This window comes from Pseudarthrobacter sp. alpha12b (assembly GCF_054130495.1).
Genome location: NZ_CP196746.1, coordinates 622,594 through 647,444 on the forward strand (window position 1 = coordinate 622,594; position 24,851 = coordinate 647,444).

Genomic DNA, 24,851 nt, shown 5'->3' on the forward strand with positions numbered 1-24,851 from the left:
TTCACGGGTCCCGGTGTCTCCGGCCCTGGCTGCCGAAACCATCCTAGGGACACCGCAGACTGGGACGACAGTCCTGGTGTCATCCCCGGGACACGGTTCCTTGCATAAATATCAGTACTTATGCATAACTATTGCTGTATAGTCGGAGCATGACTATTTCTGTTGCGGTTTCGGGAGCCAGCGGCTACGCCGGGGGAGAGGTCCTTCGCCTTCTTGCCGGCCACCCCGGTGTGACCATCGGTGCCATCACAGCCCACAGCAATGCCGGTTCCCGCCTCGGTGAACTGCAGCCGCACCTGCATGGGCTGGCCAGCCGCATCCTCGAAGACACCACCGTGGAGAACCTCTCCGGCCATGATGTCGTCTTCCTGGCGCTGCCGCACGGAGCCTCCGCCGAGATCGCTGCCCAGCTTCCCGAAGGGACGGTTGTCATCGACGCCGGCGCCGACCACCGCCTCGAGGACCCCGCCGCGTGGGAGAAGTTCTACGGCTCGCCCCACGCCGGCACCTGGCCCTACGGGCTCCCGGAACTGCCCGGACAGCGTGAGGCCCTCAAGGGCGCCAAGCGCATCGCCGTTCCCGGCTGCTACCCAACCTCGGCCCTCCTGGCACTGACCCCCGGATTCGCCGCGCACCTGCTGGAGCCGGACGACGTCGTGATCGTGTCCGCTTCCGGCACCTCGGGCGCGGGCAAGGCCGCCAAGGTCAACCTGATCGGCGCCGAAGTCATGGGTTCGATGAGTCCCTACGGCGTGGGCGGCGCGCACCGGCACACCCCCGAGATCGAGCAGGGCCTCTCCAACGCAGCCGGGGAAAAAGTCAGCGTTTCCTTCACTCCCACGCTTGCACCGATGAGCCGCGGCATCCTGACCACCGCCACCGCCAAGGTCAAAGCCGGCACCACCGCAGCGCAGCTTCGCCAGGCGTGGACCGAAGCGTACGACGACGAGCCGTTCGTCCACGTTCTGTCCGAGGGCATGTGGCCCGCGACCAAGTCCGTCCAGGGCTCCAACCACGCCGCCCTGCAGCTGGCCTTCGACGCGCACACGGGACGGGTCATCGTCACCTCCGTGATTGACAACCTCACCAAGGGCACGGCCGGCGGCGCTGTGCAGTCCATGAACATCGCACTCGGCCTGCCCGAAACCGCCGGCCTCAACCTCCAGGGAGTAGCCCCGTGACCATCACCGCACCCCAGGGATTCCGGGCAGCCGGCGTCACTGCCGGACTCAAAGCCTCCGGCAACCCGGACCTCGCCCTGGTCGTCAATGACGGCCCCTCCAAGGCGGCCGCCGCCGTCTTCACCAGCAACCGCGTGGCAGCAGCCCCCGTGCACTGGTCCCGCCAGGTGGTCTCCGACGGCCGCGTGGACGCCGTCATCCTCAACTCCGGCGGAGCCAACGCCTGCACCGGTCCCACCGGCTTCCAGAACACCCACAGCACCGCCGAGAAAGTGGCCAAGGTGCTGGGCGTCTCGGCTACCGACGTCTTTGTCTGCTCCACGGGCCTGATCGGCGAGCAGTTGCCCATGGACAAGATCCTGCCGGGGGTTGAGGCCGCTGCTGCAGAGCTCAGTACCGACGGCGGCCCGGCCGCCGGCACCGCCATCATGACCACTGACAGCGTGCCGAAGTCAGCCCTCTTCATCGGCACCGACGCCGATGGCCAGGAATTCACCATCGGCGGGATCGCCAAGGGTGCCGGCATGCTGGCACCCGGCCTGGCCACCATGCTGGTGGTGCTCACGACGGATGCCATGGTGCAGCCGGAACTGCTCGACGTTGTCCTCCGCGATGCCACGCGCGTCACCTTCGACCGCGCCGACTCCGACGGCTGCATGTCCACCAACGACACGGTGGTCCTCCTGGCTTCCGGCGCCGCCGGTGCCGTTCCCTCCGCCGAAGCGTTCGGCGAGGGCCTGACCCAGGTCTGCGCCGAACTCGCCCGGAAGCTGATCGCCGATGCTGAAGGTGCCAGCCACGACATCGCCATCCGCACGTTCAACGCCGCCAGCGAAGCCGACGCCGAAACGGTCAGCCGCTCGGTGGCCCGCTCCAACCTGTTCAAGGCCGCCATCTTCGGCAAGGACCCCAACTGGGGCCGCGTGTTGTCCGCCGTCGGCACCACGGACGCCGTCTTCGAACCGGACAAGCTCAACGTGGCCATGAACGGCGTCCAGATCTGCCGCAACGGCAGCATCGGGGACGACCGGAGCCTGGTGGACCTGGAACCGCGCGAGGTGCTGGTGGAGATCGACCTGCAGGCAGGCGACGCCGAAGCTACCATCTGGACCAACGACCTCACCCACGACTACGTGCACGAGAACAGCGCCTACTCCAGCTAGGGGCTCCGCCAGCCATTGCCCGCCCAAGGCATAATCCGCTGTGGAAAGTGACAACATGAACACCCAGACGCGTGAAACCACCAGCATGTCCGCTGCCCAGGACAAGGCGGCAACCCTGATCGAGGCGCTGCCCTGGATCCAGCGGTTCGCCGGCACCACCATGGTGGTCAAGTACGGCGGCAACGCCATGGTCAACGACGAACTGCGCCGCGCCTTCGCCGAAGACATCGTTTTCCTCCACCATGTGGGCATCCACCCCGTGGTGGTCCACGGCGGCGGCCCCCAGATCAACTCCATGCTGGGCCGGCTGGGCATTGAATCCGAGTTCAAGGGCGGCCTCCGCGTCACCACCCCCGAAGCCATGGACGTGGTCCGCATGGTCCTCACCGGCCAGGTGGGACGCGAACTGGTGGGCCTGATCAACTCCCACGGGCCCTACGCCGTCGGCATGTCCGGCGAAGACGGCGGACTGCTGCGCGCCGTGCGCACCGGCACCGTGGTGGACGGCCAAGACGTTGACCTTGGGCTGGTGGGCGAGGTGGTGGGTGTGGACCCCGCCGGGATCGTGGACATCCTCGCTGCCGGCCGTATTCCCGTGATTTCCACGGTGGCCCCCGAGATTGTCGACGGCGGCGAGAACGTAGTGGGGACCGCGCGGTTCCAGCCCACCGGGCAGGTCCTGAACGTCAACGCGGACACCGCAGCGGCGGCCGTGGCCTCGGCCCTTGGCGCTTCGAAGCTGGTGATCCTGACAGACGTCGAAGGCCTCTACGCGAACTGGCCGGACAAGTCCTCGCTGATCTCCTCCCTCACGGTGTCGGAGCTGCGGGAGATGCTGCCAAGGCTCGAATCGGGAATGATCCCCAAAATGGCCGCTTGCCTCAAGGCTGTGGATGAGGGCGTGGAACAGGCACACATCGTGGACGGCCGGCTGGCCCACTCCATGCTTCTTGAAACATTTACGACCGCCGGCATCGGCACCCAGGTAGTCCCGGACGAGGAGATCAACGGATGAACACCATGGAAAAGTCAACGGTGACGGAGCTGGTGGAAACCACTGGGCACGCAGGCTCCGAGTGGCTCTCCCGCTACTCCAGCTCGCTCATGAACGTGTTCGGCACGCCGCAGCGGGTCCTGGTCCGCGGAGCCGGCTGCCTGGTGTGGGACGCCGACGGCAAGGAGTACCTGGACCTCCTGGGCGGCATCGCCGTCAACGCCCTGGGCCACGCCCACCCCTTCGTGACATCGGTCATCGCCAGCCAGCTGGCCACCCTGGGCCACGTCTCCAACTTCTTCACCAGCCCCACCCAGGTGGCGCTGGCCGAAAAACTCCTGGAACTGGCCCACGCTCCCGCCGGCTCCAAGGTGTTCTTCAGCAACTCGGGCACGGAAGCGAACGAGGCCGCCTTCAAACTTGCCCGCCGCAACACCGGCGACGGCGACACGAAGCGGACCAAAATCATCGCCCTCGAAGGGGCCTTCCACGGCCGGACCATGGGCGCGCTGGCGCTCACTGCCAAGGAAGCCTACCGGGCACCCTTCGAGCCGCTGCCCGGCGGTGTAGTCCACATCCCGTTTGGGGATGTGGAGGCACTCAAGGCAGCAGTAGATGAAACCGTCGCCGCCGTGTTCCTCGAGCCCATCCAGGGCGAGGCAGGCGTCCGTCCGCTGCCGCCGGGCTACCTGAAGGCAGCGCGGGAAGCCACCAGCAACGTGGGCGCCCTGCTCATCCTGGACGAGGTCCAGACGGGCATCGGCCGGACCGGCAAGTGGCTTGCCAGCGAGGACGCCGGGATCGTCCCCGACGCCGTCACCCTGGCCAAGGGGCTGGGTGGCGGGTTCCCCATCGGTGCCCTGATCACCTTTGGCGAGCAGGCGTCGTCGCTGCTGTCCGCAGGCCAGCACGGCACAACCTTCGGCGGAAACCCGGTGGCCACGGCGGCCGCCCTCGCCACCCTGCACGTCCTCGAAAGCCAGAACGTCCTGGCCAACGCCGCCGCGGTGGGGGAGCACCTGCGGTCCGCACTCGCGGCAATCCCCGGCGTGACCGAAGTCCGGGGCGAAGGACTGCTGATCGGCTTCGACCTGGACGCCGACGTCGCCCCGGCTGTGGTGCAGGCCGCCCTCGACGCAGGCTTCATCGTCAACAGCCCGGGCCCGCGCACCATCCGCCTGGCCCCGCCGCTGATCCTTACCGCAGCACAGGCGGACACCTTCCTCGCCGCCTTCCCGGCAATCCTCCAAGCAGCAAAGGACGCCCAGTGACAACCGCAACCCGGCACTTCCTCAAGGACACCGACCTCAGCCCTGCCGAGCAGGCGGAAGTGCTGGAACTCGCCGCCCGCATGAAGGCAGCCCCCTACAGCGTCCAGCCCTACGCGGCGGAAGGCAGCGGCCGCAAGACCGTGGCCGTGATCTTCGACAAGACCTCCACCCGGACCCGCGTCTCCTTCGCCACCGGCGTTGCGGACATGGGCGGCAACGCCCTGATCATCAACCCGGGCGAAGCCCAGATCGGGCACAAGGAATCCGTGGAGGACACCGCCAGGGTGCTTGAGCGGATGGTGTCCACGATCGTGTGGCGCACTGGCGCGCACGCCGGCCTGGTGGCCATGGCGGAGAACTCCCGGGTGCCGGTCATCAACGCCCTGTGCGACGACTACCACCCCTGCCAGCTCCTGGCCGATTTGCTCGCCGTCAAGGAACACAAGGGCGATCTCAAGGGACTCACCATGAGCTACTTGGGCGATGCCGCGAACAACATGGCCAACTCCTACCTGCTGGCCGGCGTCACTGCCGGGATGCACGTGCGCATCGCCGGGCCGGAGGGCTACCTGCCGGCCGCGGAGATCGTGGCGGCAGCGAAAGAGCGCGCGGCGGAAACCGGCGGCTCGGTGCTCATCACCACCGATGCCAAGGAAGCACTTCAAGGCGCGGACGTTGTGGCCACCGATACCTGGGTGTCCATGGGCCAGGAGGCCGAAAAGGAAGCCCGGATGCAGCTGTTCCGGGACTACTCCGTCGGCTCCGACGCCATGGCACTCGCTGCGGATGACGCCGTCGTGCTTCACTGCCTGCCCGCCTACCGTGGCTACGAGATTTCCGCCGACGTCATTGACGGCCCGCAGTCCATCGTCTGGGACGAGGCCGAGAACCGTCTCCACGCCCAGAAGGCACTGATGGCCTGGCTGATGCACCGCTCGGGCCTGGCCTTCGTTGACGGACTTTCGCCCGTCGAGGGGACCGGGGAGAGCACGTTCTAGTGTCCGCCCAGCTGTCCTCCCCGGGCACCAGCCCCGCCACCAAGACCGCCCGGCAGGCACGCATCACCGCCATCCTCACCGGGCAGTCCGTGCGTTCGCAGGCGGAGCTGGCGGCGTTGCTGGCGGACGACGGCGTGCAGGTCACCCAGGCCACGCTGTCCCGCGACCTCGTGGAGCTGGGCGCCGTCCGTGTCCGCGGGAAGGAGGGCGTCCTGGTCTACGCCGTCCCCGGCGAAGGCGGCGAACGGGGTGCCAAGAGCGGCGTGACCCAGGAAATCCTGGACGCCCGGCTCGCCCGGCTGTGCAGCGAACTGCTGGTCACCGCGGAAGCCTCTGCCAACATCGCGGTCCTGCGGACGCCGCCCGGTGCCGCGAATTTCCTGGCCCTGGCCATCGACCATTCGGTGATGCCCTCCATCCTGGGCACCATCGCCGGTGACGATACCGTCCTGCTGGTCTCCCGTGATCCGCTGGGTGGCCCGGACCTCGCAGCCCGCTTCCTGCAACTGGCCGAGGAAGCCGGGCAATAAGCTTGAAGACAATCAACCAACAAACCCCAACAAGGAGCATCTAAAGTGACTGAACGCATTGTGCTGGCCTACTCCGGCGGCCTGGACACGTCCGTAGCCATCGGCTGGATCGGTGAAGCCACCGGTGCCGAGGTCATCGCCGTGGCGGTCGACGTCGGACAGGGCGGCGAATCGCTGGAAACCATCCGCCAGCGTGCCCTGGGCTGCGGCGCCGTGGAGGCCTACGTGGCCGACGCGTCGGACGAGTTCGCCAACGAATACTGCGTGCCCACGCTGAAGGCCAACGCCCTGTACCAGGGCCACTACCCGCTGGTGTCCGCCATCTCCCGCCCGGTCATCGTCAAGCACCTGGTGAAGGCCGCCCGCGAATTCGGTGCCACCACCGTGGCGCACGGCTGCACCGGCAAGGGCAACGACCAGGTCCGCTTCGAGGTGGGCATCCAGACCCTGGGCCCGGACCTGAAGTGCATCGCACCGGTCCGCGACCTCGCCCTGACCCGCGACAAGGCCATCGCCTTCGCCGAGGAAAAGGGCCTGCCCATCGAGACCACCAAGAAGAACCCGTACTCGATCGACCAGAACGTCTGGGGCCGCGCGGTGGAAACCGGCTACCTCGAGGACATCTGGAACGCCCCCACCAAGGACATCTACGACTACACCGCCACCCCGGAGTTCCCGCCGGCACCGGATGAAGTCACTATCTCCTTCGAAGCCGGTGTTCCGGTCGCGATCGACGGCGTCAAGGTCACCCCGCTGCAGGCCATCAAGGAACTCAACCGCCGCGCCGGCGCCCAGGGCGTGGGCCGCATCGACGTGGTCGAGGACCGCCTGGTGGGGATCAAGTCCCGCGAAATCTACGAAGCCCCGGGTGCCATGGCGCTGATCACCGCGCACAAGCACCTTGAGGACATCACCGTCGAGCGCGAGCAGGCCCGCTTCAAGGCCACCGTTGGCCAGCGCTGGGCCGAGCTGGTCTACGACGGCCAGTGGTTCTCCCCGCTCAAGCGCTCCCTTGACGCCTTCATCGAGGACACCCAGAAGTACGTCTCCGGCGACATCCGCATGACCCTGCACGGCGGCCAGGCCATCGTCAACGGCCGCCGCTCCGACACCTCGCTGTACGACTTCTCGCTGGCCACCTACGACACCGGTGACACCTTCGACCAGTCCCAGGCCAAGGGCTTCATTGAGCTGTGGGGCATGTCCGCCAAGGTTGCCTCCGGCCGCGACATCCGGGTCGCAGGGAAGTAGCCCCTGTGGCTGAGCAAAAGACCGAAGCCACAAATGCGGGAGCGTTATGGGGCGGCCGGTTCGCCGGCGGCCCCGCCGACGCCCTCGCGGCCCTGAGCAAGTCCACGCACTTTGACTGGCGGCTGGCGCGCTACGACATTGCCGGTTCCAAAGCGCACGCCCGCGTGCTGCACAAGGCCGGGCTGCTGGATGACGCGGAGCTGGAAGGCATGCTCGCGGCCCTGACGCAGCTGGACGAGGACGTTGCCTCCGGCGCGTACCTGCCGGCGGAGTCCGATGAGGACGTGCACGGTTCGCTGGAGCGCGGCCTGATCGAGCGTGCCGGTGCCCAGCTGGGCGGCAAGCTCCGCGCCGGCCGGTCCCGCAATGACCAGGTGGCAACCCTGGGCCGGATGTTCCTGCGCGACCACGCCCGGATCATCGCCCGCGGTGTCCTGGCCACCGTGGACGCGCTCGTGGCGCAGGCCAAGGCGCACCACGGTGTCGCCATGCCGGGCCGCACCCACCTGCAGCACGCCCAGCCGGTCCTGCTCAGCCACCACCTCCTGGCCCACGCCTGGGCCCTGCTGCGCGACGTGCAGCGGCTCCAGGACTGGGACAAGCGGGCCGGCGTTTCGCCCTACGGTTCCGGCGCGCTGGCCGGTTCCTCGCTGGGCCTGGACCCGGAAGCAGTGGCTGCGGACCTCGGATTCTTCTCCGCCGTGCACAACTCGATCGACGGCACCGCCTCCCGCGATGTCTTCGCCGAGTTCGCGTGGGTTTGCTCGATGATCGGGGTGGACCTGTCCCGCATCTCCGAGGAAGTCATTTTCTGGGCCACCAAGGAGTTCTCCTTCGTCACGCTGGATGATTCGTACTCCACGGGGTCCTCGATCATGCCGCAGAAGAAGAACCCGGATGTGGCGGAGCTGGCCCGCGGCAAGGCCGGGCGCCTGATCGGCAACCTGACCGGGCTGCTGGCCACGCTCAAGGGCCTGCCGCTGGCGTACAACCGCGACCTGCAGGAGGACAAGGAGCCGGTGTTCGACGCCGCGGACACCCTGGAGCTGCTGCTCCCGGCCGTGTCCGGCATGATCGCCACCCTGAAGTTCAACACGGAGCGGATGGAATCGCTGGCTCCCCAGGGCTTCGCGCTGGCCACGGACATCGCCGAATGGCTGGTCCGCCAGGGCGTGCCGTTCCGCGAGGCCCACGAGCTGTCCGGCGCGGCCGTCAAGCAGGCCGAGTCCCGGGGCGTGGAGCTGTGGGACCTCACCGATGAAGAGTACGCGGCCATCTCGGCGCACCTGACTCCAGAGGTCCGCACCGTGCTCTCCACCGAAGGTTCGCTCAACAGCCGCAACTCCCAGGGCGGTACCGCGCCGGCCGCCGTCGAACGCCAGCTGGCGGCGCTGGAAGCCGAGCTCGCCGGCGCGCGGGAGTACGCCGGGTAGGAAACATTGTTGCAAGGGGCCCCGGGGCATGTCTTCCGGGGCCCTTGGCGTCTGTGGCTAGGCTGGGGCCATGAGCGAAACCTTCCGCAAGTTCCTTCGCACCCTGCCCGACTTCCCGTCCGGCCTGCCCGGCTTTGACCCGTCCAACGCCCCGCAGGACCCGGCACTGCTGTTCAAACAGTGGCTGGACGAGGCACTGGACGCGGGGGAGCAGCAGCCGCATGCGTTCAGCCTGGCCACGGTGGGCGCAGGGGACGGGGGCGGCGCACAGCCGTCCTCGCGGATGCTGATCCTGAAGAACATTGACGACGACGGCTGGCACTTCGCCACGTCCCGCACCTCCCGGAAGGGCCGGGAACTGGCCGCCGAGCCACGTGCCGCCATGAACTTCTACTGGCCGGGCCTGGGCCGGCAGGTCCGGGTGGCGGGCAGCGTGGCTGAGCTCTCCGCCGGGGCTTCCGCCGTTGACTGGCACGAGCGGCCCCGGGCCGACGGGAGCGACAACCCGCACTGGCAGCTCTACGCCCTTCAGCCCATCGAGATGGAGTTCTGGCAGGCCAGCGACGACGGCCGGCACGTCCGCCACCGTGTCGGGCCGGACGGTAGGCCGCTGGGCTAAACTGCTCGGCTAGGCTGGCCGCATGACCTCTCCAACACCAGCCGCCCTGCTGGCTGAGCTGCACAAGGCCGCCACTGCGTTGACTGCCGGGCTGGACCGGATTCGCGCCGGCGGCGAAAAGGCTCCCTCCACCCTTCCCGGCTGGAGCCGCGGCCACCTCATGGCCCACATCGCCGGAATCTGCAGCGCCCTGGCCCGCCAGGTGGAATACGGCCGCCGCGGCGAAACCGTGGAGCTTTACGACGGCGGCGTGGAAGGCCGCAACCGGGCCATCGATCTTGCCGCCGGGCACAGCCTGGAGCAGCACCGGGAGGACGTTGCGGCCGCCTTGCAGCGGGCGCTGGCCGCCTTCGATGCGCTGGGGGAGGACCAGTGGCAGACGCCCATCGCCTTCCGCGACGGGGTGATCTTCGACGCCGGACTGGCGCTCTGGCGTGAGCTCGTTATCCATACCGCGGACCTGGGCACCGGCACGGGACCCGAAACCTGGAGCGGCCAGTTCTGCTCGCACCTTTTCGATTTCCTGGCCGCCCGCGTCCCGGCCGAAACCAGGCTGGTCCTGCAGCCCGTGGCTCTTCCGCCGCTGGCGCTCGGTGCCGGCGGCAGCACCGTCGTCGTCAGCGGCATGGTCACCGACATTGCGGCGTGGCTCGCGGGGCGGAAGCCTTCGCTGGACAGCCTGCGGGCCACGGCCGCCGGCGACGGCACTGACCTCCCGGGTCTGCTGCCCTGGCCTTCGGCGATGCCGGAGCCCAAGCAGCGTTAGGCGGCCTCGCGGGCCAGCAGGCTCTCCTTGATGCGCAGGCCCCAGCGGAAACCGCCCAGGGAGCCGTCGGTGCGGATCACGCGGTGGCACGGAACGAACAGGGCGGCCGCGTTGAAAGCGCAGGCGCTGGCGGCGGCCCGCACGGCCCGCGGATTGCCGGCAAGGGCCGCGTATTCGGTGTAGGTGACGGGGGAGCCCGGTTTGACCTGCCGCAGCACATCCCAGGCGTGGGCTCGGAACGGGCCGGACTGCTGGTGGACCGGCACTGCCATGGCCGGCGCAGGGTCGCCGGCATAGAAGGCCTCGACGGCGGATGAGATGCCGCCGAGGTCCGTCACCTCTTCCACGGCGTCCGGCCGCAGCACAGGATGGACCTGCCCGGTCAGCTCCGACAGGCCGGCCGTCCAGCCTGAGGCAAGGACCACACCGTCCCGGGCGAGGATGGTGAACGGTCCGTCCGGCGTGGACAGCTGCAGCAGTTGCGCTTTCATGGCATCCCTTTCGCGGGAACGGTTGTTGTCGTGGCGGGCCTGACCGCGGCACGCCACAGGTGCATCGTGGCGTAGGAGCGCCACGGGCTGGTTTCCCGGAAGTCCGGACTGAGGGCGCTGTTCCCATTATCGACGGCGCGGATCCCGTTCCGCACGGCGGCGTCGTTGGCGAGGAAGATGTCCGGGGCGCCCAGAACCCGCATTCCGACGTAGCCCACCGTCCACGGCCCCACCCCCGGCAACGGCAGCAGGGTGGCGGTGAGGCCTGGAAGGTCGTCGCCGTACCCGAACGCCAGGTGCCCGGCGGCCATTGCGGCCGCGGCATGCAGCAGCGATTCGGTCCTGCGCCGGGGACCGCGGAGCAGGTGTCCCGCCGCCGCGATTTCGGCGGAGGTGGGAAACAACCGGTCCAGGCCGTCGCCGGGTGCACTGCTGGAACTGCCGGCCGCTGACAGTTGGGTTAATGCGGTCCTGGCTGCCGCCACCGTGATCTGCTGTCCCATCATGGCCCGGACCAGCAGCTCCTGCGGATCCACCGCCCCCGGCATCCGGATCCCGGGGGCCCCGGCAACGGCGGGAGCCAGCCGGGAGTCTGCGGCGAGGGTGCCGTCGATCGCTTCCGGGTCCGCATCCAGGTCGAACAGCCTCCGTACCCGGCTGAGCAGGGCCGGAAGGTCGCGAAGGTCCACCGCGCCGACCGTGAGGGTCAGCGGCCGTTCCCGGGCCCCGGCGTCGTACTCCACCCGGAACCGCGCGTCGCCGTGGGGGAGCCGCAGCGTCCGGGCGTAGGAGGTGGGCGTGCCCTCCTCGACTCGTGGGATGGCGCGGACTGCCAGGAAGGAGAAGATTCCCGGCTCGAACGGCGGGCGGTAGGGCAGTCCCAGGGTCAGGGCTGTGGTGCCGCCGCCGGGCACCGGGTGTCGCACGGTCCTGCGGAGGGCCGTGGGGGTCATGTCGAATACCTCGGCAATGGTCTCGTTGAACTGCCTGACGCTGCTGAAGCCTGCCGCAAAGGCGACGTCGGCAAGTTTCATCGACGTGGAGACCAGGAGGGTCCGGGCCGTTTGGGCCCTTGCCGCGCGGGCCAGGGACAGGGGGCCGGCGCCAAGCTCCTGGCCCAGGATCCGGTTGAGCTGCCGTGGCGAGTAGCCCAGCCGGGCAGCAAGCCCGGCCACGCCATCGCGGTTGATCACGCCGTCGTTGATCAGGCGCATGGCCCGGCCCGCCACGTCCTGGCGCACGTTCCACGCCGGGGTTCCCGGCACCGCCTCCGGCAGGCAGCGTTTGCAGGCGCGGTAGCCTGCCTCGTGCGCCGCGGCGGAGGTTTCGTAGAACGTCACGTTGGATGCCTTGGGGGTGCGGGCAGGGCACGACGGGCGGCAGTAGATCCCTGTGGTGCGGACCGCCGTGAAGAACTGGCCGTCGAACCGGGGATCGCGGGCATCGATTGCCCGGTAGCGCTGCCAGAAGTCCATTCCTCCATCCTGCCAGCCGCCGCCCGCTGCTACTAGCGGAAATCGGACATGGCCGTGGGGCGGAAAACCTTCAGTCGCACCGTGTTCCAACGCGGATGAAACGGGCAGCGTTTGGGTAAGGTCAAGCAATGGACAAAAGCACCTGGGCCGCGGCGCCGCTGCGGGAGTTCCTCTCCCGGGACGCCCGTGAGCTCGCCCCGCTGTTGCTGGGCGCCGTGCTGACCCATGAGTCCCGCGACGGTGCTGTGTCCGTCCGGCTCACCGAGGTGGAGGCCTATCTGGGGCCCGAGGACTCGCTGCATCCGGATCCCGGCTCACACACCTACCGCGGCCCAACGCCGCGCAATGCGCCCATGTTCGGCCCTGCCGGGCATCTGTACGTCTACTTCACCTACGGGATGCACCACTGCACCAACATCGTGTGCGGTCCGGAGGGCGTCGCCTCAGCCCTGCTGCTGCGCGCAGGGGAGATCGTGGACGGGGTGGAGCTGGCCCGGCAGCGCCGTCCGACGTCCAAGACTCCCGCAGACCTGGCCAGCGGTCCGGCCCGCCTTGCCAAGGCGCTGGGATTGACGACGGCGGACAGTGGCCGCGACGCGCTGGCTCCGCCTTTCGGATTGGTACTTCCCTCCGTTCCCGGCGGCCCGGTCAGTTCCGGTCCCCGGGTGGGCGTGGCCGGCGCCGGAGGCTCGGAAGAATACGCTTGGCGGTTCTGGCTCACCGGCAACCCCACTGTGTCCACGTACAGGGCAGCGAAGCCGCGGACCCGGAGACAGGCGCCGGGTGCAACGTTTCACCAGCGTTAACGGAAATGGTTGTAGAATGGACGGTCTGTCTTTTGCGATAGGGGAACGTTGATGCTCGACGCCGAATTGGCCCACGAACGGGAGTATGTAGCCGGCCTGTATGCCCGGCTGGAGGAACTCCGGGAGGAAAAGCGCCGCCAGCTGGCGCAGGTCCGTCGTGCCGGAGCCGTGGGCACCATGCAGAACGTTTCGGAACGTGACGCCTTCGCCGCACTGTATGAGGACCGCCTGGCGCAGCTGGACGCGGTGGATGACCGGCTGGTCTTTGGCCGCCTGGACCTGGACTCAGGCGAGGCGCAGTACATCGGCCGCATCGGACTCACCACGGAGGACCTGCAGCGGCTCATGGTGGACTGGCGCGCCCCTGAGGCCGGACACTTCTACCAGGCCACCGCCTTTGACCGGCAGGGCGTACGCCGCCGCCGGCACCTGATCCTGCAGGGTCGCGACGTCAAAGCAATCGAGGACGACGTCCTGGACGCCGGGATGCTCACGGACGACGAATCGCTGCAGGGCGAAGGCGCCCTCCTGGCTGCCCTGAACTCCAAGCGGACCGGCCGCATGTCGGACATCGTCAGCACCATCCAGTCGGAGCAGGACCGGATCATCCGGTCCTCCATCTCCGGTGCCGTCGTCGTCCAGGGCGGGCCCGGCACGGGCAAAACCGCCGTGGCCCTGCACCGCGCCGCCTACCTGCTCTACACCCACCGCGACCGCCTCAAGAGTGCAGGCGTGCTGCTGGTGGGGCCGTCGTCGTCGTTCATGAAATACATCGAACGGGTGCTGCCCTCGCTGGGTGAAACGGGCGTGGTCATGGCCAGCGTGGGACGGCTGATGCCGGGCATCCACGCCGTGCCGGAAACCAACGCCGACGTGGCCGCCATCAAGGGGCGCCTCGACATGGCTGCCATCGTGGCCAACGCCGTCTCCAACCGCATGCGCGTCCCGGCGCAGAACCGCATTCTTGAGGTGGACGGGCGCAAGCTCACTCTCACGCCGCGGCAGGTGCGCCGCGCTCGGGAACGTGCCCGCGCCACCGGAAAGCCCTACAACGAGGCACGCGTGACGTTCGTGAAGATCCTGCTGCGCGAGCTGACCGAACAGATGACCGAACTCGTCGAGGCCGGCAACATCGGCAACAACGCGGACCGGTCTTACCTTGCTGAAGACGTCCGGACTGCCCGCGACGTGCGGATCGCACTGAACCTGTGCTGGATGCCCATGACACCGGAGAAGCTGATCTCCGACCTCTTCAGCAAGCCTGCGGTGCTGGAATTCTGCACCCCAAACCTGACCCCGGCCGAGCGGGCGCTGCTGCAGCGTCCGGCCGACGCGCCGTGGACCGAATCCGACGTCCCGCTGCTGGATGAGGCCGCCGAATTGCTCGGTGAGCTGGACCCGGCGGCAGGCCGCGGGCTGGCGCAGCAGGAGCACGACCGCGCCCGGGATCTGGCGAATGCAAAGCAGACCCTGGTCAACATGGAGGCCGCCGGGGTGGACCCGCTGATGTCTGCAGAGGAACTGGCCGAGCAGAACCAGGAACAGGACGCGCGGCAGACGGCCGCCGAACGCGCAACCAGCGACCGCACGTGGGCCTTCGGGCACATCGTGGTGGACGAGGCCCAGGAACTTTCACCCATGCAGTGGCGGCTGCTGGTGCGGCGTTGCCCGCTGAAGTCGTTCACCATCGTGGGTGACATCGCCCAGACCAGCTCCGTGGCCGGTGCCAATTCCTGGCAGGGGGCGCTGGCCCCGATGTTCGGCGACCGCTGGCAGCTGGAGGAACTGACAGTTAACTACCGCACGCCCTCGCAGATTGCCGAGGCCGCCGTCAGGATGGCCAACGCAGCGGGCCTTGTGGTCTCCGCGCCCAAGGCCGTCCGCGAGGGGCGCTGGTCGCCCGTCATCGACGAAGTTTCCACCGGCGCCGTGGTGGACCGGCTTGTTGAGGTGCTTCCCGAGGAGCTTGAAGCGCTCGACGGCGGCCTGCTCGCCGTGATCGCCGACGGTGACCTCCTGCCCCAGGCCACGGCGGCCCTGCGTGCCGTTTACGGGCGGCGGATCGGCACGGGTGCCGGCAGCTACGAACAGGACATTGTGGTGATCAGCCCGCGTGAGGCGAAGGGCCTGGAGTTCGACGGCGTCGTGGTCCTGGAACCGTCAGTGATGCTGAACCACGAGCATGGCAAGGTGGGGGATCTCTACGTGGCCATGACCCGCGCCACGCAGCGGCTGCGGCTGATTGCGGCGCAACCTGTGCCCGCGGGTATTGCCGGCTGACAGGGCAATCGGCGTTACTGCTAACTTAGGAAGCGTGCCAGAACTGAACAACCTCGAACCGCAGCGCAACGACCCCACTTTCGCCAACATTTGGCAGGAACTGAAGTGGCGTGGGCTGGTCCATGTTTCCACCGACGAAGCAGAGCTCGAAAAGCTCCTCGCCAACGGGCCGGTCACGTACTATTGCGGCTTCGACCCCACCGCGCCGAGCCTGCACCTGGGCAACCTGGTCCAGCTGCTGGTCATGCGGCGGCTTCAGCTGGCGGGGCACAAACCGCTCGGGCTGGTGGGCGGCTCCACCGGCATGATCGGCGATCCCCGTCCGACGGCGGAGCGCACCTTGAACACCAAGGACACGGTGGCGGAGTGGGTCGGCTACCTCCAGGCACAGGTAAGCCGCTTCCTCAGCTTCGAGGGGGACAACGCCGCCCGGATCGTGAATAACCTGGACTGGACTGCGCCGCTGAGCGCCATCGACTTCCTGCGTGAAGTTGGCAAGCACTTCCGGGTTGGCACCATGCTGCGCAAGGATGCCGTGGCGTCCCGCCTGAACTCGGATGAAGGCATCAGCTACACCGAGTTCAGCTACCAGATCCTCCAGGGCATGGATTACCTGCAGCTCTACCGCGACTACGGCTGCGTCCTGCAGACCGGCGGCTCGGACCAGTGGGGCAACCTCACCAGCGGCACGGAACTAATCCGTAAGGTGGAGGGCAAGAGCGTCCACGCCCTCGGCACGCCGCTCATCACGAACTCCGATGGAACCAAGTTCGGCAAGAGCGAGGGCAACGCCATTTGGCTTGACGCCGGCATGTGCAGCCCCTACGCGTTCTACCAGTTCTGGCTCAACACCGCCGACGCCGACGTCGTGGACCGGCTCAAGGTCTTCACGTTCCTGACCCGCGCGCAGATCGAAGAGATTGGCGTGTCGGTGGCTGAACGCCCATTCGCCAGGGAAGGGCAGCGGAAGCTAGCGTTCGAAGTGACCTCACTGGTGCACGGCGTGGAAGCCACCGAAAAGGTGATTGCCGCCTCGGCAGCCCTGTTTGGCAATGGCGACCTGACCGTACTGGACAAGGCCACCCTGCAGGCGGCAACTTCCGAGCTTCCGTCCACCACCGTGCAGGTGGATGAGATGGGAATCGTGGACCTGCTGGTGGCGTCCGGTCTTTCCGAAAGCAAGTCGGCTGCGCGCCGCACCGTCGGTGAAGGCGGGGCCTACGTGAACAACGAAAAAGTATCGGATCCCGAGGCCGTGATTTCCGAGTCGGAGCTTCTGCATGGCCAGTACCTGCTCCTGCGCCGGGGCAAGAAGAACCTGGCCACTGTAGAGGTTCTGGTTCCGTAGCACTTTAGGATCCTGCATGCACGCCCTTCGGCAGCCGATTTGCACGGCTGCTGGGGGGCGTGTATTGTTTTCTGAGTCGCCGCCGCTGAGTGGTGACAAACCCCAACTGATGAGAAGCAATTCTTGCCGCGCGCCGCGTGGATCAGCGAGAAATTGCTTCTTATTTTGCTGGGCGGATTCATTCCACCGAGTGAATTCCGGGAAAACAACCGGATTTGCAAAAGTGAATATGAATGAAATAAGATAGAAACATCGCAGCGAAGAAATACGGAATACAAATTCTTTTGTGAATTAGTTCCGAAAGTATTCGAATGTGTCTGTTGTTTGAGAACTCAATAGTGTGCCAAGTTTGTTGATACCGATTTTTTATAAAATTGGTTGATTGTGCTGGGTTTGTCCACCCCGTGGATGGGCCTGGTGTTTTTAGCTGGTTTCAAATTTTGTGCAGCTGTTTCCGCCGTTATTTCCGGTGGTTGTGGTTGTGTCTGTTTGTTTTCAACGGAGAGTTTGATCCTGGCTCAGGATGAACGCTGGCGGCGTGCTTAACACATGCAAGTCGAACGATGAACCGGTGCTTGCACTGGGGATTAGTGGCGAACGGGTGAGTAACACGTGAGTAACCTGCCCTTGACTCTGGGATAAGCCTGGGAAACTGGGTCTAATACCGGATATGACCGACTATCGCATGGTGGTTGGTGGAAAGCTTTTGTGGTTTTGGATGGACTCGCGGCCTATCAGCTTGTTGGTGGGGTAATGGCCTACCAAGGCGACGACGGGTAGCCGGCCTGAGAGGGTGACCGGCCACACTGGGACTGAGACACGGCCCAGACTCCTACGGGAGGCAGCAGTGGGGAATATTGCACAATGGGCGCAAGCCTGATGCAGCGACGCCGCGTGAGGGATGACGGCCTTCGGGTTGTAAACCTCTTTCAGTAGGGAAGAAGCCGCAAGGTGACGGTACCTGCAGAAGAAGCGCCGGCTAACTACGTGCCAGCAGCCGCGGTAATACGTAGGGCGCAAGCGTTATCCGGAATTATTGGGCGTAAAGAGCTCGTAGGCGGTTTGTCGCGTCTGCCGTGAAAGTCCGGGGCTCAACTCCGGATCTGCGGTGGGTACGGGCAGACTAGAGTGATGTAGGGGAGACTGGAATTCCTGGTGTAGCGGTGAAATGCGCAGATATCAGGAGGAACACCGATGGCGAAGGCAGGTCTCTGGGCATTAACTGACGCTGAGGAGCGAAAGCATGGGGAGCGAACAGGATTAGATACCCTGGTAGTCCATGCCGTAAACGTTGGGCACTAGGTGTGGGGGACATTCCACGTTTTCCGCGCCGTAGCTAACGCATTAAGTGCCCCGCCTGGGGAGTACGGCCGCAAGGCTAAAACTCAAAGGAATTGACGGGGGCCCGCACAAGCGGCGGAGCATGCGGATTAATTCGATGCAACGCGAAGAACCTTACCAAGGCTTGACATGAACCGGTAACGCCTGGAAACAGGTGCCCCGCTTGCGGTCGGTTTACAGGTGGTGCATGGTTGTCGTCAGCTCGTGTCGTGAGATGTTGGGTTAAGTCCCGCAACGAGCGCAACCCTCGTTCTATGTTGCCAGCACGTGATGGTGGGGACTCATAGGAGACTGCCGGGGTCAACTCGGAGGAAGGTGGGGACGACGTCAAATCATCATGCCCCTTATGTCTTGGGCTTCACGCATGCTACAATGGCCGGTACAAAGGGTTGCGATACTGTGAGGTGGAGCTAATCCCAAAAAGCCGGTCTCAGTTCGGATTGGGGTCTGCAACTCGACCCCATGAAGTCGGAGTCGCTAGTAATCGCAGATCAGCAACGCTGCGGTGAATACGTTCCCGGGCCTTGTACACACCGCCCGTCAAGTCACGAAAGTTGGTAACACCCGAAGCCGGTGGCCTAACCCCTTGTGGGAGGGAGCTGTCGAAGGTGGGACTGGCGATTGGGACTAAGTCGTAACAAGGTAGCCGTACCGGAAGGTGCGGCTGGATCACCTCCTTTCTAAGGAGCACCTCCAACGATCACGTACCGGCGCATGTTGGTGTGTGGTGTTGTCAGGAAGCAAGCCCGCAGCATGGACGATTGTTCCGTGGCGGGTGCTCATGGGTGGAATATCAACAAATAGGTGCCTGGTGGCACGGACCATTGTTAGTACGGATGCTTTCCTTTGTGGGGGTTGTCCTGGAACGCGGTTGGTTTGTTGCTGCTGGGTAGTGTTTGGCACACTGTTGGGTCCTGAGGCAACAGGGCCGGGGGTTTTTGCCTTCGGTACTTTGTTTCTGGTTTCCCTGCCATGGCGGTCCGTGCACGTGTTTGTGTGTGGGGTGTGTGGTGTGGGGTTGTTGTTTGAGAACTACATAGTGGACGCGAGCATCTTGTATAAGAAGCAATTTCCAAGATTAATGAACCTGGATCTGGTTCGTGTGCTGTGACTCTTTTGGGGTTGTGGTGCGTGGAACGGTTTTCATGGTTCTCTCGAAAATTTGTTTTTGATCTTTGTGGTCAAGTTTTTAAGAGCACACGGTGGATGCCTTGGCATTAGGAGCCGAAGAAGGACGTAGGAATCTGCGATAAGCCTGGGGGAGTCGATAACCGGACTGTGATCCCAGGGTGTCCGAATGGGGAAATCCCGCCGAGCGCGCGAGTGACTCGGTGACCCGTACCTGAACACATAGGGTGCGTGGGGGGAACGCGGGGAAGTGAAACATCTCAGTACCCGCAGGAAGAGAAAACAATAGTGATTCCGTTAGTAGTGGCGAGCGAACGCGGATCAGGCTAAACCGTTCCATGTGTGATAGCCGGCGGGCGTTGCATGGTCGGGGTTGTGGGACTTTCCATACCAGTTCTGCCGGGCTGGTGGGGTGTGATGTGCGCGCATAGGTGAACGGTTTTGAAAGGCCGGCCAGAGAGGGTGTTAGTCCCGTAACCGTAATGTGTTTGTACCGCCTGTGAGAGTATCCCAAGTAGTACGGGGCCCGAGAAATCCCGTGCGAATCTGTCAGGACCACCTGATAAGCCTAAATACTCCCTAATGACCGATAGCGGACCAGTACCGTGAGGGAAAGGTGAAAAGTACCCCGGGAGGGGAGTGAAACAGTACCTGAAACCGTGTGCTTACAATCCGTCGGAGCCAGTCTGATTCTGGTGACGGCGTGCCTTTTGAAGAATGAGCCTGCGAGTTAGTGTTACGTCGCGAGGTTAACCCGTGTGGGGCAGCCGTAGCGAAAGCGAGTCTGAATAGGGCGTGTGAGTGGCGTGATCTAGACCCGAAGCGAAGTGATCTACCCATGGCCAGGTTGAAGCGACGGTAAGACGTCGTGGAGGACCGAACCCACTTCAGTTGAAAATGGAGGGGATGAGCTGTGGGTAGGGGTGAAAGGCCAATCAAACTTCGTGATAGCTGGTTCTCCCCGAAATGCATTTAGGTGCAGCGTTGCGTGTTTCTTGCTGGAGGTAGAGCTACTGGATGGCTAATGGGCCCTACAAGGTTACTGACGTCAGCCAAACTCCGAATGCCGGTAAGTGAGAGCGCAGCAGTGAGACTGTGGGGGATAAGCTTCATAGTCGAGAGGGAAACAGCCCAGACCACCAACTAAGGCCCCTAAGCGTGTGCTAAGTGGGAAAGGATGTGGAGTTGCCCAGACAACCAGGAGGTTGGCTTAGAAGCAGCCACCCTTAAAAGAGTGCGTAATAGCTCACTGGTCAAGTGATTCCGCGCCGACAATGTAGCGGGGCTCAAGTACACCGCCGAAGTTGTGGCATTCAAGCATTGACTAAGCCTTCGTGGTTCAGGTGTTTGGATGGGTAGGGGAGCGTCGTGTGGGCGGTGAAGTCGCGGTGTAAACCAGCGGTGGAGCCTACACGAGTGAGAATGCAGGCATGAGTAGCGAAAGACGGGTGAGAAACCCGTCCGCCGAATGATCAAGGGTTCCAGGGTCAAGCTAATCTGCCCTGGGTAAGTCGGGACCTAAGGCGAGGCCGACAGGCGTAGTCGATGGACAACGGGTTGATATTCCCGTACCGGCGAAAAACCGTCCATGTTGAACAGGGGATACTAACCGCCCGAGACCTGACCGATCACCCTTGTGGTGTGAGGTTTTTGGTGGAGCGCGGGACCTGATCCTGGGAGGCAAGCGTATTAACAGGTGTGACGCAGGAAGGTAGCCGAGCCGGGCGATGGTTGTCCCGGTCTAAGGATGTAGGGCGAGTGGTAGGCAAATCCGCCACTCATTGTGCCTGAGATCTGATGGGACCCCCGTTTGGGGGGATTTGGTGATCCTATGCTGCCGAGAAAAGCATCGACGCGAGGTTTTAGCCGCCCGTACCCCAAACCGACACAGGTGATCAGGTAGAGAATACTAAGGCGATCGAGAGAATTATGGTTAAGGAACTCGGCAAAATGCCCCCGTAACTTCGGGAGAAGGGGGGCCCCAACCTTGAACGGACTACGCGTCCGGGAGGGGATCGGGGCCGCAGAGACCAGGGGGAAGCGACTGTTTACTAAAAACACAGGTCCGTGCGAAGTCGCAAGACGATGTATACGGACTGACTCCTGCCCGGTGCTGGAAGGTTAAGAGGACCGGTTAGCCCGCAAGGGCGAAGCTGAGAATTTAAGCCCCAGTAAACGGCGGTGGTAACTATAACCATCCTAAGGTAGCGAAATTCCTTGTCGGGTAAGTTCCGACCTGCACGAATGGAGTAACGACTTCCCCGCTGTCTCAACCATAAACTCGGCGAAATTGCAGTACGAGTAAAGATGCTCGTTACGCGCAGCAGGACGGAAAGACCCCGAGACCTTTACTATAGTTTGGTATTGGTGTTCGGAGTGGCTTGTGTAGGATAGGTGGGAGACGTTGAAGCCCGGACGCCAGTTCGGGTGGAGTCATCGTTGAAATACCACTCTGGTCACTTTGGACATCTAACTTCGGCCCGTAATCCGGGTCAGGGACAGTGCCTGATGGGTAGTTTAACTGGGGCGGTTGCCTCCTAAAAAGTAACGGAGGCGCCCAAAGGTTCCCTCAGCCTGGTTGGCAATCAGGTGTCGAGTGTAAGTGCACAAGGGAGCTTGACTGTGAGAGAGACATCTCGAGCAGGGACGAAAGTCGGGACTAGTGATCCGGCGGTACATTGTGGAATGGCCGTCGCTCAACGGATAAAAGGTACCTCGGGGATAACAGGCTGATCTTGCCCAAGAGTCCATATCGACGGCATGGTTTGGCACCTCGATGTCGGCTCGTCGCATCCTGGGGCTGGAGTAGGTCCCAAGGGTTGGGCTGTTCGCCCATTAAAGCGGTACGCGAGCTGGGTTTAGAACGTCGTGAGACAGTTCGGTCCCTATCCGCTGCGCGCGCAGGAAATTTGAGAAGGGCTGTCCTTAGTACGAGAGGACCGGGACGGACGAACCTCTGGTGTGTCAGTTGTACTGCCAAGTGCACCGCTGATTAGCTACGTTCGGATGGGATAACCGCTGAAAGCATCTAAGCGGGAAGCTCGCTTCGAGATGAGATTTCCATACACTTTATGTGTGAGAGGCCCCCAGCCAGACCACTGGGTTGATAGGCCGGATGTGGAAGCGAGGACTAACGACTCGTGAAGCTGACCGGTACTAATAGGCCAACAACTTACACCACACAGAAACATACAAAACACTGTGCTTGCGTCCACTATGTGGTTCCCAACCAACAACCCCGCCACGGGGAACGGTTACACGGAACCAACAACTGAATAACAACACCACAAATGTTGTAACCACCAGTCTTCCCACCCCCCAAAGCATCACCGGGGGACCGGGTAAAAGGGTTACGGCGGTCATAGCGTGGGGGAAACGCCCGGTCCCATTCCGAACCCGGAAGCTAAGACCCACAGCGCCGATGGTACTGCACCCGGGAGGGTGTGGGAGAGTAGGTCACCGCCGGACACACATTAAAAATGGTCGAGGCCCCAACCACACGGTTGGGGCCTCCCACATTTAACACACCAACCACCACACCCACATCACTTCCCCCACCGCCGCACACGACCCGCGGGACGTGATGGCGCGTCCCAGGGAAATGTGCAGGACGTGATGGCGCGTCCCAGGGAAATGTGCAGGACGTGATGGCGCGTCCACGAAGAGCTGCCACAAGTGAGCGGGCGTTGGCTGTGAAGATGGCCACGATACTGGTGCCAGGGGTCCCGCCGTGCCTCAAGATTTTGTGGCTCCACTAGAATTGATGAAGATGTACGGACTTCGAAGCGCTTGTTTCGGGTTGCGTAGGAAACGAAACGAGCGGCTGCAGTTGCGCCAGTGGTCGGCTCACAACAGGAGGAATCCATATGGCCGAGCACAACGGCGGCAACCGCGGCAACGACCGCGGCGCGTTCCGCGGTAACAACAACTCCGGCGGGGATCCCCGTGGATTCCGGTCCCGGTCCGACCGCGACGGCAACAACGCCTCCCGTGGTGGTTCTGCCGGCGGTGGTGAGCGGAAGCCGTTCGGTGATCGTGATCGTAAGCCGTTTGGTGATCGTCCGCGCCGCGATGGCGAGGGTGATCGTCGTGGTTTCGGCGGTGGGGCCGGCGGTGGTGAGCGTAAGCCGTACGGTGATCGTGATCGTAAGCCGTTTGGTGATCGTCCGCGCCGCGATGGCGAGGGTGATCGTCGTGGTTTCGGCGGTGGGGCCGGCGGTGGTGAGCGGAAGCCGTTCGGTGATCGTGATCGTAAGCCGTTTGGTGATCGTCCGCGCCGCGATGGCGAGGGTGATCGTCGTGGTTTCGGCGGTGGGGCCGGCGGTGGTGAGCGGAAGCCGTTCGGTGATCGTGATCGTAAGCCGTTTGGTGATCGTCCGCGCCGCGATGGCGAGGGTGACCGCCGCGGTTTCGGCGGTGGGGCCGGCAGCGGTGAGCGGAAGCCATTCGGTGATCGTGATCGTAAGCCGTTTGGTGATCGTCCGCGCCGTGACGGCGAAGGCGACCGCCGAGGTTTTGGCGGTCCCTCCGGCGACCGTGACCGCAAGCCCTATGGTGACCGTCCGCGCCGTGATGGTGAAGGCGACCGCCGCGGTTTTGGCGGCGGCGAGAACCGCAAGCCGTTCGGTGACCGGCCGGACCGGGCACCGCGCAGTTTCGACCGCGGTGACTCCCGCGGCGAGTCCGGCCGTAGCGGCTCCGGCCCCCGCGGCTTTGGCCGCGATCGCCAGGAGGACCGTCCTGTCCGCGTGGCCAATGCCGCAGACCTCCGCAGCGCCAACCGGCCGGACCGGGAACGCTCGCCCGAGATCGACGAGGACGTCACGGGCAAGGAACTGGATCGCGCCACGCAGCACCAGATCAAGACCCTGGAAGCCAAGAGTGCAGAATGGGTGGCCCGTCACTTGGTGATGGCTGGCCGCCTCATCGATGAAGAGCCGGAACTTGCCTTCCAGCACGCACTCGCTGCCAGCCGCCGTGGCGGAAGGCTCGCCGCTGTCCGTGAAGCCGTTGGCCTGACAGCCTACTCCGCCGGCCACTATGGTGAGGCGCTCCGCGAGTTCCGCACCTTCCGCCGGATCAGCGGTTCCAACGTCCACCTCCCCGTGATGGCCGACTGCGAACGTGGCCTGGGCCGCCCCGACCGCGCCCTTGATGTGGCACGCTCGGAGGAAGCCCAGGACCTTGATGCTCCAGGCAAGGTGGAACTGGCGATCGTAGCGGCTGGTGCGCGCACGGATCTCGGCCAGTTGGACGCGGCAGTAGCCGAACTCGAAATCCCGCAGCTGGACATCAACCGTGCGTTCTCCTACAGCCCCCGCCTCTTCCGCGCCTACGCCGACGCCCTGGCAGCGGTAGGACGCCAGGAAGAATCGGAAAAGTGGAGCAGGCAGGCCGTGGTGGCAGAAAACGCCCTGGGCCTGGGTGCGGACCAGGAACCCGAAATCATCGACCTCGGCTGGGACGAGGAAGAGGAAGCCCGGGAAGAGGCCGAACGCCGCAGGATGCTGGACCGGGCCGCGAAGGGCTCCGACGCCGAAATCCCAGCAGCAGGTTCGGCGGAGCCAGCGGCGGAGAGTGCCCGCGCCACCGAAGCGAAGTCCTCGCAGGACAGCAGCATCGACGACCAGGACGCCGACTACTTCGTCTCCGACGACGCAGAATCGGACCAGGACTCGGTGGAACACGACGAGCTCGATGCCACGCCCGCGGATGACGCCGGTGCGGAGGACCACGTAGACATCGACCACGATGAAAACCGCCGGGAAGACTGAAC

At 64.7% G+C, this 24,851-nt stretch carries 17 protein-coding genes and 3 rRNA genes; 17 read left to right on the top strand and 3 right to left on the bottom strand.

The genetic code is table 11. The features are described 5' to 3' along the window. The first annotated feature begins 149 nt into the window (after positions 1–149). The 10 genes from argC (at position 150) to ACTAQI_RS02835 (ending at position 10,206) form a co-directional block, all read left to right on the top strand. Positions 150–1,181, top strand: coding sequence for an N-acetyl-gamma-glutamyl-phosphate reductase (argC, locus tag ACTAQI_RS02790; protein WP_457949410.1), 1,032 nt, complete (start codon positions 150–152; stop codon positions 1,179–1,181). Next, complete coding sequence (gene argJ, locus ACTAQI_RS02795; protein WP_457949411.1) at positions 1,178–2,344, top strand: bifunctional glutamate N-acetyltransferase/amino-acid acetyltransferase ArgJ; 1,167 nt, start codon at positions 1,178–1,180, stop codon at positions 2,342–2,344. The genes argC and argJ overlap by 4 nt, the downstream gene beginning before the upstream one ends. A gap of 55 nt (positions 2,345–2,399) precedes the next feature. Continuing rightward, positions 2,400–3,359 (top strand): acetylglutamate kinase, encoded by a 960-nt coding sequence (gene argB / locus ACTAQI_RS02800; protein WP_457949412.1) that lies wholly within the window; start codon positions 2,400–2,402, stop codon positions 3,357–3,359. Then, positions 3,356–4,609: an acetylornithine transaminase gene (locus ACTAQI_RS02805; protein ID WP_457949413.1), complete on the top strand. Its 1,254-nt coding sequence runs from the start codon at positions 3,356–3,358 to the stop codon at positions 4,607–4,609. The genes argB and ACTAQI_RS02805 overlap by 4 nt, the downstream gene beginning before the upstream one ends. Then, positions 4,606–5,607, top strand: coding sequence for an ornithine carbamoyltransferase (gene argF / locus ACTAQI_RS02810; protein WP_457949414.1), 1,002 nt, complete (start codon positions 4,606–4,608; stop codon positions 5,605–5,607). The genes ACTAQI_RS02805 and argF overlap by 4 nt, the downstream gene beginning before the upstream one ends. Continuing rightward, complete coding sequence (locus ACTAQI_RS02815; protein ID WP_457949415.1) at positions 5,607–6,137, top strand: arginine repressor; 531 nt, start codon at positions 5,607–5,609, stop codon at positions 6,135–6,137. Before argF ends, ACTAQI_RS02815 begins: the two co-directional genes overlap by 1 nt. A gap of 45 nt (positions 6,138–6,182) precedes the next feature. Next, the gene (locus tag ACTAQI_RS02820) at positions 6,183–7,388 is read left to right on the top strand and encodes an argininosuccinate synthase (protein WP_056338239.1); all 1,206 of its coding nucleotides are present in this window, start codon (positions 6,183–6,185) and stop codon (positions 7,386–7,388) included. 5 nt (positions 7,389–7,393) lie between these two features. Next, positions 7,394–8,821, top strand: coding sequence for an argininosuccinate lyase (gene argH, locus ACTAQI_RS02825; RefSeq protein ID WP_457949416.1), 1,428 nt, complete (start codon positions 7,394–7,396; stop codon positions 8,819–8,821). Positions 8,822–8,891: 70 nt separating this feature from the next. Beyond that, the gene (locus ACTAQI_RS02830) at positions 8,892–9,440 is read left to right on the top strand and encodes a pyridoxine/pyridoxamine 5'-phosphate oxidase (protein ID WP_457949417.1); all 549 of its coding nucleotides are present in this window, start codon (positions 8,892–8,894) and stop codon (positions 9,438–9,440) included. Between the two features lie 22 nt (positions 9,441–9,462). After that, on the top strand, positions 9,463–10,206 hold the full coding sequence (locus tag ACTAQI_RS02835; RefSeq protein WP_457949418.1) for a maleylpyruvate isomerase family mycothiol-dependent enzyme: 744 nt from the start codon (positions 9,463–9,465) through the stop codon (positions 10,204–10,206). Here the strand turns inward: ACTAQI_RS02835 and ACTAQI_RS02840 are convergent. Next, entirely contained in the window at positions 10,203–10,697 is a 495-nt protein-coding gene (locus tag ACTAQI_RS02840) for a methylated-DNA--[protein]-cysteine S-methyltransferase (RefSeq protein WP_457949420.1), read from the bottom strand. The two genes, ACTAQI_RS02835 and ACTAQI_RS02840, sit on opposite strands and share 4 nt — an antisense overlap. Further along, a complete protein-coding gene (locus tag ACTAQI_RS02845; protein ID WP_457949421.1) occupies positions 10,694–12,172 on the bottom strand; it encodes an AlkA N-terminal domain-containing protein in 1,479 nt (492 codons plus the stop codon). Before ACTAQI_RS02845 ends, ACTAQI_RS02840 begins: the two co-directional genes overlap by 4 nt. Before the next feature lie 128 nt (positions 12,173–12,300). Here ACTAQI_RS02845 and ACTAQI_RS02850 point away from each other — a divergent pair, with 128 nt between their 5' ends. The 6 genes from ACTAQI_RS02850 (at position 12,301) to rrf (ending at position 22,543) form a co-directional block, all read left to right on the top strand. Then, complete coding sequence (locus ACTAQI_RS02850) at positions 12,301–12,978, top strand: DNA-3-methyladenine glycosylase (protein WP_457949422.1); 678 nt, start codon at positions 12,301–12,303, stop codon at positions 12,976–12,978. A gap of 51 nt (positions 12,979–13,029) precedes the next feature. Further along, entirely contained in the window at positions 13,030–15,258 is a 2,229-nt protein-coding gene (locus ACTAQI_RS02855; protein WP_457949423.1) for a HelD family protein, read from the top strand. A 34-nt stretch (positions 15,259–15,292) separates the two neighbouring features. Continuing rightward, positions 15,293–16,606 carry a tyrosine--tRNA ligase gene (gene tyrS, locus ACTAQI_RS02860; RefSeq protein ID WP_457949425.1) on the top strand — a complete coding sequence of 438 codons (1,314 nt, stop codon included), beginning with the start codon at positions 15,293–15,295 and terminating at the stop codon, positions 16,604–16,606. Positions 16,607–17,101: 495 nt separating this feature from the next. Beyond that, a 16S ribosomal RNA gene (locus ACTAQI_RS02865) occupies positions 17,102–18,627 on the top strand. A gap of 499 nt (positions 18,628–19,126) precedes the next feature. Then, positions 19,127–22,256, top strand: a 23S ribosomal RNA gene (locus ACTAQI_RS02870). A 170-nt stretch (positions 22,257–22,426) separates the two neighbouring features. Beyond that, positions 22,427–22,543, top strand: a 5S ribosomal RNA gene (gene rrf, locus ACTAQI_RS02875). The 16S, 23S and 5S rRNA genes sit together here, the layout of an rRNA operon. Before the next feature lie 77 nt (positions 22,544–22,620). Here the strand turns inward: rrf and ACTAQI_RS02880 are convergent. Next, positions 22,621–24,033: a hypothetical protein gene (locus ACTAQI_RS02880; protein ID WP_457949427.1), complete on the bottom strand. Its 1,413-nt coding sequence runs from the start codon at positions 24,031–24,033 to the stop codon at positions 22,621–22,623. Between ACTAQI_RS02880 and ACTAQI_RS02885 the strand changes: the two genes are divergently transcribed. Next, positions 23,986–24,849, top strand: a complete 864-nt coding sequence (locus ACTAQI_RS02885) for a hypothetical protein (RefSeq protein ID WP_457949428.1) — start codon at positions 23,986–23,988, stop codon at positions 24,847–24,849. The two genes, ACTAQI_RS02880 and ACTAQI_RS02885, sit on opposite strands and share 48 nt — an antisense overlap. Positions 24,850–24,851 lie beyond the last annotated feature (2 nt).